This is a genomic window from Komagataeibacter saccharivorans (assembly GCF_004348195.1).
GTDB lineage: Bacteria > Pseudomonadota > Alphaproteobacteria > Acetobacterales > Acetobacteraceae > Komagataeibacter > Komagataeibacter saccharivorans.
In genome coordinates this window covers 150,275-169,311 of record NZ_CP036405.1, presented here as the reverse complement: position 1 = coordinate 169,311, position 19,037 = coordinate 150,275, and the positions used below count along the sequence as shown (strand labels likewise).

The 19,037-nt window shown below is 59.9% G+C and carries 13 protein-coding genes and 1 pseudogene; 4 read left to right on the top strand and 10 right to left on the bottom strand.

Annotation, left to right across the window (positions count from 1 at the left end; genetic code table 11):
- Nucleotides 1-258: 258 nt before the first annotated feature.
- The 6 genes from KSAC_RS14995 to KSAC_RS14970 form a co-directional block, all read right to left on the bottom strand.
- Complete coding sequence (locus KSAC_RS14995) at nucleotides 259-2,850, bottom strand: glycosyltransferase (protein WP_132306492.1); 2,592 nt, start codon at nucleotides 2,848-2,850, stop codon at nucleotides 259-261.
- Between the two features lie 417 nt (nucleotides 2,851-3,267).
- A complete protein-coding gene (locus KSAC_RS14990) occupies nucleotides 3,268-6,279 on the bottom strand; it encodes a glycosyltransferase (protein WP_132306490.1) in 3,012 nt (1,003 codons plus the stop codon).
- Between the two features lie 194 nt (nucleotides 6,280-6,473).
- Entirely contained in the window at nucleotides 6,474-6,878 is a 405-nt protein-coding gene (locus tag KSAC_RS14985; RefSeq protein ID WP_118963725.1) for a hypothetical protein, read from the bottom strand.
- Between the two features lie 71 nt (nucleotides 6,879-6,949).
- A complete protein-coding gene (locus tag KSAC_RS14980) occupies nucleotides 6,950-8,071 on the bottom strand; it encodes a glycosyltransferase family 61 protein (protein ID WP_132306488.1) in 1,122 nt (373 codons plus the stop codon).
- Nucleotides 8,068-11,154, bottom strand: coding sequence for a DUF1796 family putative cysteine peptidase (locus KSAC_RS14975; RefSeq protein ID WP_165927358.1), 3,087 nt, complete (start codon nucleotides 11,152-11,154; stop codon nucleotides 8,068-8,070). Before KSAC_RS14975 ends, KSAC_RS14980 begins: the two co-directional genes overlap by 4 nt.
- A 170-nt stretch (nucleotides 11,155-11,324) precedes the next feature.
- On the bottom strand, nucleotides 11,325-11,546 hold the full coding sequence (locus tag KSAC_RS14970) for a DUF2905 domain-containing protein (RefSeq protein ID WP_110547387.1): 222 nt from the start codon (nucleotides 11,544-11,546) through the stop codon (nucleotides 11,325-11,327).
- Nucleotides 11,547-11,688: 142 nt separating this feature from the next.
- On the opposite strand from KSAC_RS14970, the gene KSAC_RS14965 reads away from it, so the two are divergent.
- From KSAC_RS14965 to nadC, 4 genes are all read left to right on the top strand, one after another.
- Entirely contained in the window at nucleotides 11,689-12,591 is a 903-nt protein-coding gene (locus KSAC_RS14965; protein WP_181417384.1) for an NUDIX hydrolase, read from the top strand.
- Between the two features lie 138 nt (nucleotides 12,592-12,729).
- A complete protein-coding gene (gene nadA / locus KSAC_RS14960; RefSeq protein ID WP_118963729.1) occupies nucleotides 12,730-13,710 on the top strand; it encodes a quinolinate synthase NadA in 981 nt (326 codons plus the stop codon).
- Complete coding sequence (locus KSAC_RS14955) at nucleotides 13,707-15,275, top strand: L-aspartate oxidase (protein WP_132306484.1); 1,569 nt, start codon at nucleotides 13,707-13,709, stop codon at nucleotides 15,273-15,275. Before nadA ends, KSAC_RS14955 begins: the two co-directional genes overlap by 4 nt.
- On the top strand, nucleotides 15,272-16,126 hold the full coding sequence (gene nadC, locus KSAC_RS14950) for a carboxylating nicotinate-nucleotide diphosphorylase (RefSeq protein ID WP_110547390.1): 855 nt from the start codon (nucleotides 15,272-15,274) through the stop codon (nucleotides 16,124-16,126). The genes KSAC_RS14955 and nadC overlap by 4 nt, the downstream gene beginning before the upstream one ends.
- A gap of 33 nt (nucleotides 16,127-16,159) precedes the next feature.
- Here the strand turns inward: nadC and KSAC_RS14945 are convergent, their stop codons facing one another.
- The 4 genes and pseudogenes from KSAC_RS14945 to KSAC_RS14930 all read right to left on the bottom strand — a co-directional run bounded on the left by KSAC_RS14945 (nucleotide 16,160) and on the right by KSAC_RS14930 (nucleotide 18,639).
- The gene (locus tag KSAC_RS14945; protein WP_132306482.1) at nucleotides 16,160-16,306 is read right to left on the bottom strand and encodes a M20/M25/M40 family metallo-hydrolase; all 147 of its coding nucleotides are present in this window, start codon (nucleotides 16,304-16,306) and stop codon (nucleotides 16,160-16,162) included.
- Between the two features lie 35 nt (nucleotides 16,307-16,341).
- Nucleotides 16,342-16,551 (bottom strand): annotated as a pseudogene (locus tag KSAC_RS14940) (Zn-dependent hydrolase); the annotation flags it as partial.
- Between the two features lie 39 nt (nucleotides 16,552-16,590).
- Nucleotides 16,591-17,532 carry a 2-hydroxyacid dehydrogenase gene (locus KSAC_RS14935; protein ID WP_132306480.1) on the bottom strand — a complete coding sequence of 314 codons (942 nt, stop codon included), beginning with the start codon at nucleotides 17,530-17,532 and terminating at the stop codon, nucleotides 16,591-16,593.
- 234 nt (nucleotides 17,533-17,766) lie between these two features.
- On the bottom strand, nucleotides 17,767-18,639 hold the full coding sequence (locus KSAC_RS14930) for a dimethylarginine dimethylaminohydrolase family protein (RefSeq protein ID WP_110547409.1): 873 nt from the start codon (nucleotides 18,637-18,639) through the stop codon (nucleotides 17,767-17,769).
- Nucleotides 18,640-19,037 lie beyond the last annotated feature (398 nt).

Sequence of the window (19,037 nt, the reverse complement as noted above, 5' to 3'; positions counted from 1 at the left end):
TCAATGTCTTTCAAAGCTTTTTGAAAAAATCTTTACCCAAAACTTCTTTATGGTTTCTGGATGTTTTCCGAACAGACTTTTCAAACATCCTCTCCGGAAGGTCAACATATGGCCGGTGCAGCCACACCATTCACACAATAACTGCGCTACAAACTGAAATTACTAAATTACCCTGAAATACTCCAGTATTTTCTTACCAACAGTTTTGCGCACCGTGAAACGAATGGGTCATATATTGTATTTCATAAAGGCTGCATTTTATTCTGGGCAAATGATCCTTTTTATCCTGTCCGCATAGACATCCGGCCTGTTTTCAACAAATATCCGATGCAGCGCATTCCGGCGTATCTGCTTCCATAATGTTTCGTCATTATAAAGGCGGACCAGTGCATGCGCGAATGCCTGTGGGTCTTCAATGGCGGCTGTCATCATATCCGTTCCGCTGATCCAGCCGACCTGATCGCATAAAAGCTGCGTTGCAACTATCGGCAGGCCATGGGCAGCAGCTTCATGGATTTTATACGCGATGCCTGCCGCAAACCGGGTCGGGGCCACGAATACACGGTGCGCGTTATAATAGGGCGCCAGATCCTTCACCGCGCCAACAACATCAATGCGCCAATGGGTCAGTGCAGCCGCCAGATCAATTCCCGGCCCCGTATGCCCCACAACCCGCAGGCGGATTTCAGGCGGCAATACGGTATCCAGCAGCGGCAGGATACAGTCATTCAGCCACATAAGCGCATCCCAGTTTGGCGATGCGTCATTCTGTACTGATCCAACAAAAAGCAGATCACGACGATCGGCCCATTGCGGTCCGTTATTCAGTGGTGGCTGGACATGTCCAAGAACCGATACGTCACGCCCCAGATGGTCCGAAATAATACTGGCCTCGGTTTCACTTACCGCCATAAACTGGTCCACAAAATCCGTTGCCTGAAACTCCTGTTGCAACATACGGGGCAAGGAAAGCGGATTTTCCCGGCCCAGCACCCGGTTCCGGCCCATGTCACGCATGCTGGCCACGGCTTCCGTGTCCAGAACAATACGGCAGTGACCAAGGGCATCGCGGCATGTATTGATAATTTCCCGCAGTCTTTCGGCATTATGGGTTCGGGCCAGCCAGAGTATATCGTAATACCCTGCCCTGTCGGTCAGAAACCGCGCCAGTTCGCCCAGGCCCCGGTCCCATATCACCTCTGCCCGGTCAGGCAGGTCAGGATAGCGCCCATGCGGCGGGGTACGGGGCGGAAAGACGGGATAGACCGTCACATGCAGCCCAAGATCGCATACCATGGTGCGGATTATATCATTGGAGCGCGGAAAACCGGCGCCAATGCTACGCTGCGGTATATAATCTTCGATAAACAGGATGCGTTTTTCATCTGGTATGGATGAGCGGGCCGACAGGATATTTACATTTTCCCGATGCAGCTTTGATTTAAGATAGTCCCTGTTCCTGTCACAAAATATCTTTATGTTCTTTTCAAGCAGTCCATCTATTTCCGCCCGGTCGCCAGTGCCGAATTCATAATGGACCATGACAACATCCGGGTCGTAAACAATTCTGAATCCAAGCCGGTGGATCTGCACACACAAATCCGTATCTTCATAATAGGCCGGTGCAAACTGTGGGTCGAAGCCCCCGATCTGTTTTACTATTTCTGTCCGCACCAGTAAAAAAGCACCCGAACAGAAATCAACATACCGTACATAATTGGCTTCGGGCCGGTCTGGTTCCGCATTCCTCAGATATCCGGACGTTGTCCCGTCCCGCCAGATGATGCTGCCTGCTTCCTGAAGCAAGCCGTTGGTGCGGATTATCCGCGCCCCTACCGCCCCCGCCTGCGGGTCCATGCCCATCCTGCGCAGGGCCGCACTGATCGCACCCGGCATGATCGCCACATCATTATTGAGATACAGGACGAAGGGAGAGACGACCCGCTCCAGCGCCATATTGCAGCCACGCAGGAAGCCCACATTTTCTTCGGTGCGGATGACTTCCAGGCCGCTAACGCTATTTTCGATACCGCGCGTTTCATCCGATGATCCGCTATCAACCAGTATGACCTGCATGGCCCCCGCATATTGCGCGCGTAAGGTCGATAGGGCTGTCATGGTAAAGGTAAACCGATTATGGGCCACCATGATGATGCTGACATCGGGTACGTCACACGTAAAATCAGGACACTTTGGGCCGCCGATAGCCGCATAGACAGACGCCAGCCGCATGAAGGCCCGCTTGCAGGCCAGTTCACCGTCCTGTTCCGTGCTGTATTCATGGGGCAAGGCACCCGCAAGGGCCACGTATTGCGCGAAAACGGTGGGATAGGTCTGCCTGCGCACATCATGGGCAACGGCGGGGTCCCTGGCGTAACGTTCCAGATCGACCTGTGGTGCTGGCCTGCGTAACTCGGTCAGGCCGTAATTGAGGAAATGTTCGTAAGCATTGTGGAACACACCGGCATCGATGGCTGCTGTAACGTCAGGGTTGCTGCTGCGATAGAATTCTTCTGAAAAATAGGCGTTGGGATCATGGTTTAAGGCCCCGGCATTGACCAGATAGTCAGCAAGGGGATGCTCCTGATATATCCGCTCCGCCTGCGTATCGGGATAGGTTTCACGATACCATGCCGGATCGAAATACCATGACAGGCGACGCCGCATGGTCCGGGGATGATGACGGGACTTCAGAAAAGCGATGAAAGGGCCATCCTGTTCATCAAATAAAAAATCGGGATTTTCCGATATGAATGTTTTCGTGGAAAAATAGAACGACGCATCACGCTGTTCATGTGCGCCATAATTCAGATAATGGTCATAACCGTTTTTCAGTCCGTGGGAAGACATTTCCCCATCAGAGAGTTTCAGTTCGTTCGCGCGATAAAATTTTTCGTCGAAGAAAGGATTGGGATTCCGGTCCCGGTATCCTGCGTTACAGTAGTGGTCAAATCCGGACTGGTATTCACCTTCCTGTATGAGCCGATCTACATCATAATAAAAACGGCGGTACCATATTTCATCAAAATAACAGTTGGGACTATGACCTGCCTGAACCCCGCATGTTTTATAGAATTCGTATATTTCATCGCCGCTTTCCAGAACGGCCAGAACGCACAGGCTGTTATATTCCTGCCGGTACCATTCAGGATCAAACTCTGACCAGTCTTTTTTTACCGAAAGTTCCAGAATATCCTCCACCTTACCTGAAATATGATGCTATTTTAAATGTTTCCATTATGGATATTTCATTACGAATACTTCATATCATCCATAGGAAAAGACCGCCGGGTCCATAAGAAGGGCCGCCAGTTCCGGCATGCGCAGATGAAGGGGAATGACCATCCCGCCCCCACATTCCCTTACCCGCTGCGCGGGAGCGCCTATATCAAACGTCACGACGGGGATCTGCTGCCGCCAGAACGCCGTCAGGACATAGGACCACGTTTCGGGCCATTGCGCGGGCAGGAAACCCCAATCACAGCCCTGTTCGGATATCAGGGCGGGCAGTTCGTCATCGCCGTACGGCCCCGTAATTTCAACAACACCCGTTTCCAGCAGGCGTTCATCATCGCAGGTAAAGCCCACGATCACGAACCGCAGCGGCAGGCCGGTTTCCACCACATAACGCGCCAGTTTAAGGATGACATTATAACCTTTTTCCATCCCGATCGCGCCAATCAGCAGGATGCGCCTGACCTCGCTGTCCAGTTTGGGACGAAAGGCAATCCGTTCATTCGCCGTTGGCGCTTCCCATTGATGGATTATGGGGGAAACACCCATCTGCCGCCGGTATCGGGCGGCCACGTCCCTGCATGATGCGATGATTTCCGTCGCCCCGTTCAGGATATCCCGGCTTCGACCACGCAGGTCACTGGCGGTCAGGTCATCCTCATTCAACGCACCGAGGTCACGGACACATCGCCCGCATGCGTCCTCGCTCTGCTCGCCACAGTAAATGTTGTTGTAGGATACAAGCGTAATACGCGGACAGAACCACGAATAATCATGCAGATAGACGTTATAGGGTATGCCACACCGCGCCACGCGCCCGATTGCGGCAATACCCGCGCCTATGTAGCTGTGCATCTCGATGCGCTCACAGTTCAGGGCAAGCAGGATGTCCTGCAATGCGTCGCCCTCGGTATCGCACAGGATGTTGGGATAGTCCTCCAGTGTCGCGGGAAGGACATGCCAGCGTGCCGGCACGCCTTTTTCCCCTGCTGTCAGCGGGGATATGACAAGCGCCAGTTTTCCTTCATCCGTAATCTGCGCGGCACGCCTGCGCACGAATTTCTGCACGCCCCCGCCCCGGTTATGGGTAACAAGGGCGACTGTCGTCCGGCCTCGCAGGTCCGCGGTCAGGCGGGTCATGTCAACAAGGCGGCGGAACGGCCCCAGCGGGTCCTTTTTCTGCCATGCCTGCACAACCGCGTCATACCCCGGATGCAGTCCGTTCAGTATACGCAGGTTACGGCGCATGAGGTCACCACGAAACGCGCTGAACGACTGCCCTTCCACATGTCCCACGAAAGTATTCAGGCACACCACATGCCGCCACCCCAGCGCCAGCGCGCGGCGGCTGAAATCGTTTTCCTCTCCATACCCCTGCGCGAAAACGTCTTCGCGCAGTACGCCGGTCTGGCGCAGACATTCCGCGCGGATATACATGCAGAAGCCATGGGCTGTCGGCACATCCACCGTATCCGTACGCCCCAGCCCGGCAAGAAGGGCCGCCAGCTCCTCCACCTCGTCATAACGGGGAATGGTGTTCTGCCCGTCATTGCGTGGGTAACTGAAAATGGTCGCAGCATTGGACAGGGGTGTTGCCGTGCCGATATCGGGCGCGCTGTACGCGGTTGCCCGCAGGCACGAAACCCACCCCCTGGGCAGCAGCGTATCGCTGTTGAGCAGGATAACGTCCTCATCGCGCCCCGCTTCGCGCAGGCCCCTATTGGCGGTGTAGGTGAAGCCCCGATTGCGTTCGTTATGAAGGACCTGAATACCTTCGCGCCCTTCCAGACTTTCCAGATAGGCGACAATGGCAGGATCGGGTGAACAGTCGTTAACCGCCACGATCCGCGTATCCGCTTCCCGCCATTTCAGGGCCAGTGACAGACATTCCTTTGTCACTTTCAGTCCCTTGTAAACGGGAATGACGATAACGACCGGATTGACCGCGGGATCACGCACGTCTTTACCGCGATGGGGTGAAAACCGTGGCGTATGGAGGGCCGGATAGGGAAGAACGCAATGGGCAGGCGCTTCCGGCGGGCAGGCGGCCGGAAAGGCCATGGCGACCCGTTCCGCCTGATGGCGGGCATACTGTGCGCCCGCCTGCGGTGTAAGGGGACTTCCGTACAGATCCTGCCCGAACGGGTCCGTTATCCTGATGGGGTCAGCAGCACAATCCGCCAGATCAGCCCATGTAATGCAGAATTCCGTGCGGCTGCGTTCTGGGGATAACCGACCGGCATCCTCAACCCCGAATACCTTTTCGCAGATCACCCCATCCGTCCGCTCCGACCGCACGACCAGACGGTTTTCCGCCGCGATATTGTTAGGGTAGCGGCACCACCCGCTGATCCCTTCGGCACATTCTTCAACAAAGCCCTGAAACTGCCAGATGCTCCTGCATTCCAGACCACTACCGACCAGTTGCCTGCCTTTGTAATGCACATGTACCGGACATAGCGTAGGGGGGATGGTAACATTATCCACCTTCCAGACCGCGTATTCCCCCTGATCCGTCAGCAGTGACACGGATGCGGCGATTTCGTTCCCACCCGTACGGATCGTAATGGATGGCTGGCGTCTTGTCCGGACCCCGACAACAATCTGCCCATCCGGCAACATGCCGCACCAGCCGTTACACCTGACCGCCTTTACAACCATATCGCACAGGCGATGGAAGACATCGAAATACAGCACGGCGGTTTCCCGCAGGAGCGACTTCATCTCGACAAACGCATTGTCGTACGCGCCAGCCCTGATCCGCGCCATGAGAAGAAAAAACCGCGCAACGGGCGATATGACGGTACCCGCCAGAAATTCCAGGGCTTCGGAAGCGCGCGGATCGCCCGTTACCAGACGGCACAGCCCGATGCCGAGCATGATATCATGCGCGCTGGGATGGGTGCGCTGCAGGTACAGAAGCCGACGCAGGCAGGCAGGCACGTCACCCGCCACGGGGGCAAGCTGTTCATACTTTCCGGTTAAGGTCAGGATATAGCGGCGGGTTTCCTCCAGCACGAAACTATTGATGTATGGGTCATCCATTATTCAGCCTCATCAATAATTCCGTTTCCCTACCATTTCCACAAAATGGCATTACTTCCCTTCTGTCGGATATGGACAGCAACTGACGGGGTTACAGCGACAGGGTATGGGAAAGAACATATCCGCTCCCCCCCGATAAAGTATCAGGAGCCATACCGTTATACTTCAGAACGGCTTCGGGCTTTTACTGGTTTTCATGGCTGCCTGTTCTGTCCGGATTTCAAAAACGCATGCCAGATATCATATAGCGGAACCTGCGCCCTGCATGGCGCGCGCAATTCATTGCGTCCGATCCGCTGCCAGTGTTCCTCCCCTGAACTCCAGTCGCCCCGGTTGACCGAACTGGCGACGTCGCGGTTGTTCTTCAGGTACCATTTTTCATCGAATTCATCGCCCCCGGCATCCCGCCCTTCAAAGAAGCCGATCCGGGTAAAATGCTCCTTGCCGCTGCTGAACTCATCACGATGGATGGCGGCATCCACATCCGGGTTGGCTTTCAGGTAGGCTGCTTCATCAAACGGCAGGCTGCGCAGATATTCAGTTATCAGGAAACGGAACATCGCCTCAGGTATGATGACGGCGTTGTCCTGTCTTTTCATGCTGGATTCAACAACAGAATAAGGAATCATTGTTTCTCCCACACCCAAAACGGTATTCTGGGGTCTAAAAATTAAAAATCAGTCAATTGAAACGCGGGTTTCCCGGCTTCCAGTCGCGCCAGCATGCGTTCGACTTCCGCAGGCGTGATCGCCAGTTGCCGGTCCCATGGAAGGCTGCCCTGCATCCTGCCGCTCTGCGGGGTCCGGACCTCGTGGTAATCAAGTTTCCGGCCTTCTGCGATCAGCCAGTAGAACAGTTCCAGTGCATTACCGGGCATGAAAACCAGCACTTCGGTTGCGGGCCGACAGAAAAGCGTATTGCTCAGCCCCGCTCCCATCGCCCCCACCACACGGCGCGCGGAACGGAACATCGCCACCTGTTCCATAAAGGGCACGGTGCTGCCCGCGAACGTGGTGTATCCGTGCTGTTCAAAGACGGTCCTGACCGCGGCTTCATCTTCAAAATCACGGGTGGTCGCGGGTGCCCGTGGTATGTACAGGGCGTCGATATCGGCGGGAGGCACCTGATCGGCGATAAAGTCCATGCATTCCATGACAAGGGGGGAGAGGAAAACGGCATGGGCGGTCAGGCCGCTGGGCACCAGCAGTTCGCCGAAATGGACCGGCGCGCCACCTGATTCAATGATCCTGTTTTCCGTAATGCCGACGGCATGCAGCGATTCACGCATGACGGTGCGCAATGTGCCCTCCACCGCGTGGATCACGACGGGCCAGTCCCGGTCCGGCAGGTACTGTCTGGCCACATATGCCCGGGGCAGCATTTCCGCCAGCCAGTGGCCGTAATTTCCTGCCCCGCGCTTTTTGCACAGTATGGCGCGCGGGTGCGACGGAATGGATGCGGGCTGCGCCAGACTGGCCTGCAATGTCGCACGGGCCCGCACGATTTCATGCGCCGGGACATCAGCCTGGCTGGCGGCGACAAGATGCCCGTCCCCCGTAAACACCAGCCCTTCTTCCACAACATAGACATCGCGCGCCAGATGAAACGCCACTGGCGGAATGACGTGTTTCGACAGGTTCCAGCGCCTGCGCAATATCCGGGCCACATCAGGGGGCATCAGGTGCGGATCATAGATGCTCGGCGGTCTCATATACTGGAACGATGGGGTGATCGGGATCGTTCGGACCTGTTCCAGCGCGTCCGTTTCAATCAGCATGTCTGCCTGCGTCATGCGGGAACCGGAAGCTGTCGGGCCGGGGTGCAACACAATGCCTCCACCTGTTCCGCCAGCCGCCTGTAGACCGCGCGGCTGAAATGCACGCCCACGTCATCGGGACTGTCCAGATCCGCCACCGTCCGCACGAAATCGGCCAGGTCAATGCTCAGATAACCATAACGCGCCACCAGCGGTCGGACGACCGCATTGATCTTCGCAAACGCATCCAGCACCCATGACTGGCCGCCCACCCGCGTATTGAGCATGAGGACGATGACGGTCCTGCCCCGCAGCGTCTCGAACATCGCTGTCACATCATTTTCAAGCTGCTGGAGGTCAAGCGGGCCGTGGCAGGTAAATTCCGTCTGCATGAACCGCCAGTCCTCGGCGCTGAAATCCGGCGCATGGCCCAGACGCCGGGCTATGTCCTCATACCCGATCCGCCCGAAATCCTGATCGGGTATGACACTGCTGTTGAATGGCAGCAAAAGGCCCGTGCTGCGCGAACGGTACAAAGTGCCGAATACTTCGGATGAGAAGGAAAGCACATAAACATCCGCGCTGCGGTCATTGATCGCGCTGCCGACACGCACCGGAATGCGCGCCAGCAGGTCCCGCCCCGCCGGGGTATCCAGTTCCCGTTGCAGGGCGACGGAACGCGCCAGTGGATGGATGGACCATTCCTGATACGGGTATGGAAATTCCTCGATCGTTTCGTATTTCACCCGCAGGTAATGGGTCATCATGCTCAGGTCGCAGGCGCCGCGCACGCAGATCACAGGCCGCGATGCGCGACTGGCGACGGGCGCGCCGTCCGCATCGGCATCTTCCGTCAGGATGATCCAGTCCGGATCGGGCCCCTCAGGGCTGCCGCTGACCGCGCCATTGATGTCAACACGTGGGCAGCCCAGCCGGTGCCAGACAAACTGTTCGATCCCCATATTCATCGCGCGGCATGAAAACAGGAAATGATGCGCGACACCCTCGCGGATCAGGAAAAATCCGCATATGCCATACTGTCCATACCGATCGGCAACCTTTACGTAGCCCGCATGGCTGTTGAAACATTCCCTTAGTTCCGCTGCCGCGAAATCCCGGGCCTGCTCCGCCGTTTCGGGCCAGCGGCGTTTGGTGAAATTGAGCTGGTTGGTACGGTTGACCAGATCAAGTATGCGCGGAAACTGCGCCATGACATCATAATGCAGGCTGACCCGCACATTGCTGTGGCGCAGGAAATCCAGATTGTCGCCCGCCAGCCTGCGTTCCGCCTGCCGCTGTTCAAGAACCCTGTAATGGGCAAGCCGCGTCATGTCGGGGTCTGGCTTGCCCTGCATGCGGGGATCATCGGCAAGCTGCGCCACATATTCCGCATCCGCCACCTGCAGGCCGGGATTGTAATGCACGGCCTCGTTCAGGTTCATCGGGTTATCATCGATGAACAGGACCGTGGAGGCCCGCAACTGCGCGCTTTCGATAATATCGCGGATCAGCAGCCCCTTGGGGGCAAAGGCGATGCGCGGGAACACGATATGGTCCCATGCGCCACATGCACGCAGCAGATCCCGCGCGGCGGCCTCATCATTCTTGGAACATACGGCATTGATGATGCCACGCTGCGACAGGGTGCGCAGCAGGTCCACATGGGCCGCAACCGGTTGCGCGCCCCCTTCGGTCAGGGTGCCCCGCCAGAAGGTTTCATCCAGATCCCATATGACCAGCCTTACGCTTTCGGCTGGCGGGGCAAGCAGCGCCCCGATTTGCGCAATGCGCTGTTCCAGTGCGGGCAGCAGGTCCCCGGCCAGTGGAACGGCCCGCTGGCAGGCGGCCAGTGCTTCGGCCGGGCGGCCAAGGGCGAGCAGCAGCCCCGCCCGCGTGTAATGGTAGTGAAATGTCTCCCCGCTCGCCACGGCGCGTTCGGATGCGGCAAGGGCTTCCTCCAGCGCGCCGATGGCTTCCAGCCCATTGGCCAGCATGTGCTCGTAATGCCCCGGCAGGGGGGCCAGACGGGCCGCCATGCGTAACGTGCTGACAATACCACCGAAATCGCGCAACCGGTACTGGATCTCGGCCTGCTGATGATAAAGGCCGGACTGGTCCGGCGCCGCCGCAACCGCGCGGCGGACATATCGCAGGGCAGATGGCGCATCGTCCGCCGCCAGCATGACCTGCGCCGCCTGGGCCGCCCAGCCGGAAGGCGCATGCCCCCCTTCCATCAGGCTGCGCATCGTACGCGCGGCATCCGCCACCGCCATGTGCCCCGCCCGCCATGCCGCCAGCGTTGCGACATAACGCGCGGCAGGATCATCCGGGGCCATGGCCAGCGCGGCGCGGGCTTCCTCTTCCGCCTGTGACCATGCCCCATGCAGCATATGAAGCTGCGCGCGTTCCAGACGGAAGGCGGTTTTATGCGGGTTATGGGTAATCGCCGCGTGCAACTGCGCATCCGTAAATCGGTTATCCGTCGCCAGATTATGGCTGCCGTGATCCGCGCCCAGAATCTCGGCCGTGGCGTGTCGGTAGGGCTGACCGATCAACCCTTCCTCCCCCAGTACCCGCGCCCATTGGGCGGGATCGCCCAGTGTGCCGTCATTACGCAGGGCGCGGCCACGGCCACGGGGGGTTATGAATTCCTTCGGGTCCGGGTTGAGATAGAGGAACCGGACATCAGCCGCCGGGAACGCCGCCGCCACAACATCCTCAAGCCGCAGGGCCTGATCGCGCGTGATCTCCTGGCGCACCAGTGTCACCGGCCTGTCCGCCATGTACTGCCTGAAACGCGCGGCGAGATGGCGGAACTTGGAACTGAAATCGGGATAATGAACCAGAAAATCCGGCTGTACATGCCCCCGATAAAGCGGAAACTGGTGATGAAAGAGAACGCCGGTCGGCACGTCCTCCACGCAATGCGGATCGAGATCCGTGCGCAGGATCAGGTTTTCAGGATGAAAAACATCGAAATCGGCTTCCAGTATCCGTAACAGGCCGGAAAAGGGCGTGGCCAGCCAGTCGAAAAAATGCGCCACGTTTTCCCTGCCGTGCATGCGCAACTCAAAGGCCGTGTCACAACGCCAGCCCAGACTGATCAGTTCTCTTGACACCTTTCCCCCGCTTTGCCGTCGGCTGCGGGCAGGGCTGCGCATTGCCGCAACCCATTGCCCCGACAGGGGATCACGCTAGAGGCAGGGAGTTGACAGCACGTTAACCCGTCCCCGCCGCCGGGAAGAAAATGGCGACCGGCACTCCGCCCCGCTGGCCCGTAATCCCGCGCCTATGTCGCCCCGCCGTTTCCCCACCACCGCAACAGCCACATCAGCGCGGATATGACGGCCCCGATCAGCAGGCCGGTCGTAATCGGGGCATAGAAGGTGAAACCGGGTCGCTGGATCAGGATATCACCGGGCAGCCGACCCAGCGGCAGGCGGGACAGAAAGGGCCAGCATATCCCCGCGACCACAAGGACAAGACCGGCTGCGATCAGGATACGGGGCATGGAAAACGGGCCTTCTTTGCGGGTTCCGGTCCCGTAATATGGGCTGCATGGCCGCCAGGGGAAAGAGGGCAGCCCTGTCCACCCCTGCGCGCGGTGGAAATCCCTCCCCAACCGTCGGGTTGGATGCTAGGGTGGTTCCGGCATGACGACCCAGATACTGATCGAACTGATTGCTGTCCTTACGGCAGTGCGGGATGACACCCCGCAGGTCATGACCATTGACCACGGGCGTTCCCTGCCGTCCGGCCCGCTGGAAAACGCGCATCGCTCCCTTCAGGCCGGGGTGCGGGCATGGGTGGAACGCCAGACGGGCCACCCCATCGGCCATGTCGAACAGCTTTATACCTTTGCCGACCATGGCCGCATGCTGACGACGGAACAGGTCAGGACCATCGCCATATCCTACCTTGCGCTGACCCGCAGCCACGCGGGCGAAACCGGCTGGCGGGACTGGTACGACTATTTCCCGTGGGAGAACGCCAAGTCGGATACAGGCCGGACATGCCGCGCCCATATCGAACGCAGGCTGTGCCAGTGGGTGGCGGGCATGGACAATCCGGCCACACGCATCGCGCAATGGCAGCGCTGTGTCAGCCTGTTTGCCATCGGGGACATGGCGGTGTGGGATGATGAGCTGGTGCTGCAACGCTACGAACTGCTGTATGAAGCCGGGCTTGTGCCGGAATCCGGCTGTGCTGCGGCGGATGCGGTGCCGGGCCAGCCCATGCATCATGACCACCGTCGCATCCTGGCCACCGGCATGGCGCGACTGCGGGCGAAGATACGCTACCGCCCGGTCGTGTTCGAACTCATGCCGGAAGAATTTACCCTGCTGCACCTGCAGCGCGTGATGGAAAGCCTGTCCGGCATTCATATCCACAAGCAGAATTTCCGGCGCCTGATCACGCAGCAGCAACTGGTTGAGGAAACCGGCGCCATGGAGGAAAATACCGGCGGCAGGCCCGCCCGCCTGTTCCGTTTCTGTGGCGAGGTACGGCAGGCGCGCCAGTTCACCGGCACCAAGATTCCCCTTGCGGTGCCGTAACGGGTGCGGCGGACCTCACGAAAATCCTGATTGACAAACAGCGTATTTCGCTCTGGAAGTGTCGGGCCGGTCCCTGCTGCGTGACTTATGCTCAATATGAGCATAAAGGGCTTGGCAGGAATGGGAAGGAAAAGGGACATGAACCAGATTGCTATGCGCGACCGGACCGACGGACTGTATGACAGGGTGCGTCATCTGATCCCCGAAATGGAATGGGACACCTTTGTCGAGGACATCCGCGCGATCGAAGCCCTCAAGCGCGAACGCAACGCCGTCATTCTGGCCCATAATTACCAGACGCCTGAAATCTTTCACTGTGTGGCCGACATCCGCGGCGACAGCCTTGCCCTTGCGCGTGAGGCACAGGAAACCGATGCCGATGTGATTGTCATGGCCGGGGTCCATTTCATGGCGGAAACGGCCAAGATGCTCAATCCGGCCAGCACGGTCCTGATCCCGGACATGCAGGCGGGCTGTTCACTGGCGGATTCCATTACCGGGCGCGATGTCCGGCTGCTGCGTGAACGCCATCCGGGCGTGCCGGTCGTCTCCTACGTCAACACTTCGGCGGAAGTGAAGGCCGAAAGTGACATGTGCTGCACGTCGGGCAATGCGAAACGGGTGGTGGAAAGCCTTGGCACCGACCGGGTCATCATGATCCCCGATGAATATCTGGCCCGCAATATCGAAGCCGAAACCGGCATCAAGATGATTACATGGGCCGGTCACTGCGAAGTGCATGAACGCTTCACCCCCGACGAGATCGCCCGCATGCGCGCGGACAATCCCGGTCTGGTCGTGATCGCCCATCCCGAATGCCCGCCCGAAGTGGTGGCGGCATCGGATTTCAGCGGTTCGACCGCCATGATGGACGATTTCGTGCGCGAACGCAGCGGCAGCCGCATCCTGCTGGTGACCGAATGTTCCATGAGCGACAATCTGGCGATAAAATATCCGCAGACCAGTTTCGTGCGCCCGTGCAACATGTGCCCGCACATGAAGCGCATCACGCTGGCCAATATCCGCCATGCGCTGGAAACCATGACGCATGAAGTCACGCTGGACCCGGAACTGTCCAGCCGTGGCCGCCGCGCCGTTGAACGCATGCTGGCGGTATGACCGGCCTGCCCCGGCCCGACCGGCTGGCCGGTCAGGTACTGATTGCGGGCGCGGGTCTGGCGGGAATCATGACCGCCCTGACCACCACCCGCCCCTGCGTTGTGCTGTGCGCGGGTACGCCTGTGGACGTGGCCAGCCCGCCATGCGCCAGCATGCTTGCACAGGGCGGGCTGGCGGCCGCGATGGGTGCCGACGATACCGTTGCCCTGCACGCGGCGGATACGCTGGCGGCGGGGGCCGGATTATGCGATCCCGAAACCGTCGCGCGCATCACCGCAAACGGACCGGATGCCATCGCCCGTCTGACCAGTCTTGGCGTGGCATGGGACCGCGCGCCCGACGGGACACTGCAACTGGGGCTGGAAGCCGCCCACTGCCGCCGTCGCATCGTACATGCGGGGGAAGACGCCACCGGGGCCACCATCATGCAGGCCCTGATGACCCGCGTGCGGCACACGCCACGCATAACGGTGATTGAACACGCCCGCGCCCTTGATCTGGTGTTGCATGATGGCGCGGTTGCTGGCCTGCATGTATCCATCGCCGGGCGAAACGTAACCCTGCCCGCAGCAGCGGTCGTGCTGGCGACCGGGGGAACGGGTGGCCTGTTCGCTGATACCACCAACCCGGCGGGCGCGACCGGCAGCGGCCTTGCCATCGCCGCCCGCGCGGGTGCGGTATTGGGAAACATGGAATTTGTTCAGTTCCATCCCACCGCGCTATCCGCCGGGGCGGACGGGCAGCGGCTATGCCTGATAAGCGAGGCCGTGCGCGGCGAAGGCGCCATCCTGATTGATGAAACCGGGGCACGCTTTACCCACGAACTTGGCACCCGCGACAGTGTCGCCCGGGCGGTGTGGCAGCACATGATCGACGGGCATACGGTCTACCTTGATGCCCGCGCGGCGGTGGGCGCTGATTTCCCCCGGCATTTCCCTGCCATCACCGCGCTGTGCCAGCGCCATGGCATTGATCCGGTCACACAGCCCATTCCGGTCCGGCCCGCCGCCCATTATCACATGGGGGGTATTGTTGTGGACGCCCAGGGTCGTACGGGCATTCCCGGCCTGTGGGCGGCGGGCGAAGTCGCCTGCACCGGACTGCACGGCGCCAACCGGCTGGCCAGCAATTCCCTGCTGGAAGCCGTTCTTCTGGGTTCATGGGTGGGGCAGGATCTGGATGGCTGCACGCTCAATGCCCCGTCCCTGACCGGACACGTCACACCCGATGGACGGTTTTCGTCACCACCACCCGCCGAACTGCGCAGGATCATGAGCCGTTACGCAGGCGTGGTCCGCACGGGGGCCGACCTGCGCGAAGGGCTGCGCCGCCTGCTGCCCCACGCCCGGCAGACGGATGCGGGACTTGCATCCGTCGCCATACTGTACGCGGCACTTATGCGGCAGGAAAGCCGGGGCGGCCATTTCCGCAGCGATCATCCCGATGCTGCCGCCCATGCCACGCCATCGCGGTTCACTTTGGCGGAAATGCAGGCACAACTGCCCGATATCATGGCCGTTGAGGATGCATCCATTCCATCCAGACATGAAAGAGTGCCGACATGATCCATCCCCTGCCCGATATCATGCTTGAACCGCTTGTGCGCGCGGGACTGCTGGAGGATCTGGGCCGCGCGGGCGACCTGACGACCGATGCGGTGATCGCCGATGCCGACACCCATGTCCGCGCCGTGCTGGCCGCGCGACAGGATGGCGTGATCGCGGGGCTGGACATGGCGCGGCTGTCCTTCGCGCTCATGGACCCGCGCATCAAATTTACCCCCCATCTGGCCGATGGCAGCACAGTGACGGCAGGCACGCCACTGGCCACGGTGGAAGGGCCTGCGCGTGGTATCCTGTCGGGGGAGCGGGTGGGGCTTAACTTCCTGTCCCACCTTAGCGGGATCGCCAGCGCCACCGCGCGGTTTGTGGAGCTTGTCCGCCCCTATCGCGCCTGCATCACCTGCACCCGCAAGACCATGCCGGGACTGCGCGCGATCCAGAAATACGCGGTGCGGGCAGGCGGCGGCAACAATCACCGCTTCGGGCTGGATGACGCCATCCTTATCAAGGACAATCATCTCGCATTCGCCGGGGGGGTGCGCGCGGCTGTGGAACGCGCCCGCGCGGCGGCGGGCCATCTGGTCCGGATCGAACTGGAAGTGGACACGCTGGAACAGCTACGCGAAGGACTGGATGTCGGCGGGGTGGATGTTTTCCTGCTGGACAACATGCCGCCCGACCTGCTGCGCAAGGCGGTGCGCCTGATTGACGGTCGCGCGATCAGCGAGGCATCGGGCGGCATCACACCGGAAACCGTAACAGCGGTTGCACAGACGGGCGTTGACCTGATCTCCCTCGGCTGGCTGACGCATACCGTGCGTGTCATGGATATCGGGCTGGATTATTCATCCTGAACACCCGCCACCCATGCCAGATGGGGGAAAGTCTCAGCCCCGGTCAAACCTGCAATCGGCGTCCAGCGCGGCATGGAGCAGGACATTTATGCCAGCCATAATGTCACCCGCTTCGGCGCTTTCGTCCCCGTTATGGCTGACACCGCCCGGACAGGGGCCGAAAATCATCGCCGTGGGCATGACGCGCGCATTCCACACAGACCGGGTCAAAATCCACGGCGGGCGAACTGGCTGCCCATTGAATCAGGAGTGACGTGACACCCAAGACCCGTGCATGTACGCTGAAACCAGTCCCGGATGGCAAAATCCGCATCCGACAGGGCAAGACGCCGTATGCCGCCGCGTGGCGTACCACCAAAGACGGCAGTTTCCATTAGATCACACCACAGGGCGGTGCCGTCTATCGCAAGATTGGTCTGGCGCATCCTGTCTCCCCCCGTTTTGCCCCGTCCCGGCATTATAGTTCAGTAGCCGCGCATCGGGTCGCACAGCAGGGCTGGCCGTTCGTGGCGTTCCATCTGCATGATGACATCGCGGACATAACGGGCCTGCGCTTCATAGGAGGCCTGTGATGCGACATGGGGCGTGATCGTAACCCGTTCATGCCGCCATAATGGATGACCGGGGGGCAGGGGTTCAGGCTCCGTGACATCAAGGACCGCAGCCCCTAACGCCCCTTCATCCAGCGCGCGTAGCAGATCGTCCATAATGACATGGTTGCCCCGCCCCACATTGATGAACCCGGCCCCACGCGGCAGGTGCTGCAACAGGGCATGATTGATGATGCCCCGCGTTGCATGGGTGCTGGGCAACAGATCGACCAGTATGTCCAGATCCGCCAGAAAGTCCGGCAGCGCATCCGTGCCCGTGAAAACCGTAATACCCGGCACATCACGCGCGGTCCGTCGCCACCCCGCCACCGAAAAGCCGACATGATGCAGGTTCCGGGCGACATGCGCGCCCAGATGTCCCATGCCCATGATACCGATCCGCGCCTCACGACAGGTCCGCGAAACCGGGTTGTTTTTCCACACGCCGCGCTGTTGCTGCACGGTCCATGTCCGGGCATCGCGCAGCAGGCCGAGTGCCGCCCACAGCACATAATCCGCCATAAGGGCCGCCGTCTGTTCCCCGCCCATGCGGACCAGCGGCACATGCACGGGAAAACCTGGATCGTGCAACAGGTGGTTGACCCCGGCCCCAACGCAGATGATGGCCTTCAGGTGCCCCATGCGGCGCAGGTCGTCCGACGTGGGTTCCCATACCAGCGCGTAATCGGCATGGGCGATGTCCACACCCGGTTCATACCACGAACGGACATCCAGTTCCGGCGCGACGCAACGGAAGGCATCGTACCAGTCCCCCGCTGCCCTGGGACCATCCGCGCTTATGACCAGCCTGACCATGAATTTTTTATCCCGGTTCCCATATACCGGCCATTCTCCCGCATTCCCCTGACGGTGGCCGTATGCCCGCCACCTTAATACATAATGGGGAAGCCCGAAAACGGCGGTATCATCATGTCCGCATCAGGCCAGACGGCAACGGATCGGGCCGCAATCCGAACCGGCTGCATCTGATGCGACGTGGCGCTGCCGCCGGGTTGGTTTCCCAGTGCTGAAACGCGGGATGAGCAGGCTTTACGCGGAATGCAGCGGCTTGCGACGCAGCGGCATGGTCATGCAGTGGACGCTGCCGCCGCCCTGCGAAAACTGGTCCAGTTCGGGGTCAAGGACCGTCAGGCCCTCGGCCCGCAGCATCTGGTTGATCCGGGTGGAATGGCGGGGGCTGATGATACGCCCGCGTCCCAGCGCCAGGACGTTGCAGCCCATATCGCGCATGGCTTCCTTGTAGGAAACCGGCAGCAGGCGAATGCCCTGCTGGCGGAACCACTCCAGATCCTCATCAGAAAGGACATCCACCGCCGCGATTGCCAGATCATCCGCCACCATGGTAAAAATCACGTCCAGATGGAGGAAATGCTCGGGGAAGCGGATCATCCGGCAGGTCCATCCGGCTTCCTCGAACCAGCTTATAAATTCGGCCGCACCCGCTTCATCCGTGCGGCCACCGCTGACGCCAACCGCCAGCAGGCCGGGGCGGATGAAGTGGATGTCGCCGCCTTCGATATTCCCCCTGGTACAGGTTTTCCATATCTCGTCAGGGTTGTAGAAGGCGCGGACCTGCCCTTCCTCGGGCCTGCGTTCACTGCGCGACAGATGGGTTACGACCGTGCCGAACGGCGTCGTCTGTGAACTGTCACGGGTATAGACCTCATAGGGCATGTTTTCTTTGGGCGTCAGGTAATGGCAGCTTGCCCCCGCCCCTTCCAGCGCGCCGACCAGTTCGCCAAACTGCGCCTTCAGCGCCGCGCGGTCGATGGTGATACCGTTCGCCATGCTCTGGATCGCGATATCATTGCTGGGAATCCATGAATAATAGTCAGGCGCGCACAGCAGGACGTCAGCCAGATCCCCGGTTTCACTGTCAATAAACCAGCGGTTCGCTACCATTATCTCGAAATCCTCAGCAATGACCGGATTGATTATCCTCTGGATGCCGGAACGATACCCGATCGTACCGGTCCGCCAAAATATCAATCGTCCGTACTTTACTTTGCCTTTTCATTAATCGGACGGAGCGCCATGGGTTCCCGCTGCCCGTGGCGGTAGACGCTGGGGGCCTGTCCGTGACCGCAAGGCGCGGGGGAAGCCCGCGACCTTGGTATACGCCGATGGAAAACCGATTTTCTTGATGGGCCGTCAGCTTTCGCGGTGCGCCGTTACCAGACCCAAAATCCATAACCGGCATGCACCGCAGGGTCCGTGTGCCCATACCCCCCCGGTAAGAACCGCAAGCATCGGGCGCGGGGCGTGCGTGTTCCGCGTGCATGCCGATATCTGCATCTGTC

Bases quoted from the DNA above. Each gene is read 5' to 3' on its own strand.
- KSAC_RS14995 (WP_132306492.1), bottom strand. From the start codon at position 2,850: ATGTCTTCCCACGGACTGAAAAACGGTTATGACCATTATCTGAATTAT.
- KSAC_RS14990 (WP_132306490.1), bottom strand. From the start codon at position 6,279: ATGGATGACCCATACATCAATAGTTTCGTGCTGGAGGAAACCCGCCGC.
- KSAC_RS14985 (WP_118963725.1), bottom strand. From the start codon at position 6,878: ATGAAAAGACAGGACAACGCCGTCATCATACCTGAGGCGATGTTCCGT.
- KSAC_RS14980 (WP_132306488.1), bottom strand. From the start codon at position 8,071: ATGACGCAGGCAGACATGCTGATTGAAACGGACGCGCTGGAACAGGTC.
- KSAC_RS14970 (WP_110547387.1), bottom strand. From the start codon at position 11,546: ATGCCCCGTATCCTGATCGCAGCCGGTCTTGTCCTTGTGGTCGCGGGG.
- KSAC_RS14965 (WP_181417384.1), top strand. From the start codon at position 11,689: ATGACGACCCAGATACTGATCGAACTGATTGCTGTCCTTACGGCAGTG.
- nadA (WP_118963729.1), top strand. From the start codon at position 12,730: ATGAACCAGATTGCTATGCGCGACCGGACCGACGGACTGTATGACAGG.
- KSAC_RS14955 (WP_132306484.1), top strand. From the start codon at position 13,707: ATGACCGGCCTGCCCCGGCCCGACCGGCTGGCCGGTCAGGTACTGATT.
- nadC (WP_110547390.1), top strand. From the start codon at position 15,272: ATGATCCATCCCCTGCCCGATATCATGCTTGAACCGCTTGTGCGCGCG.
- KSAC_RS14945 (WP_132306482.1), bottom strand. From the start codon at position 16,306: ATGCCCACGGCGATGATTTTCGGCCCCTGTCCGGGCGGTGTCAGCCAT.
- KSAC_RS14935 (WP_132306480.1), bottom strand. From the start codon at position 17,532: ATGGTCAGGCTGGTCATAAGCGCGGATGGTCCCAGGGCAGCGGGGGAC.
- KSAC_RS14930 (WP_110547409.1), bottom strand. From the start codon at position 18,639: ATGGTAGCGAACCGCTGGTTTATTGACAGTGAAACCGGGGATCTGGCT.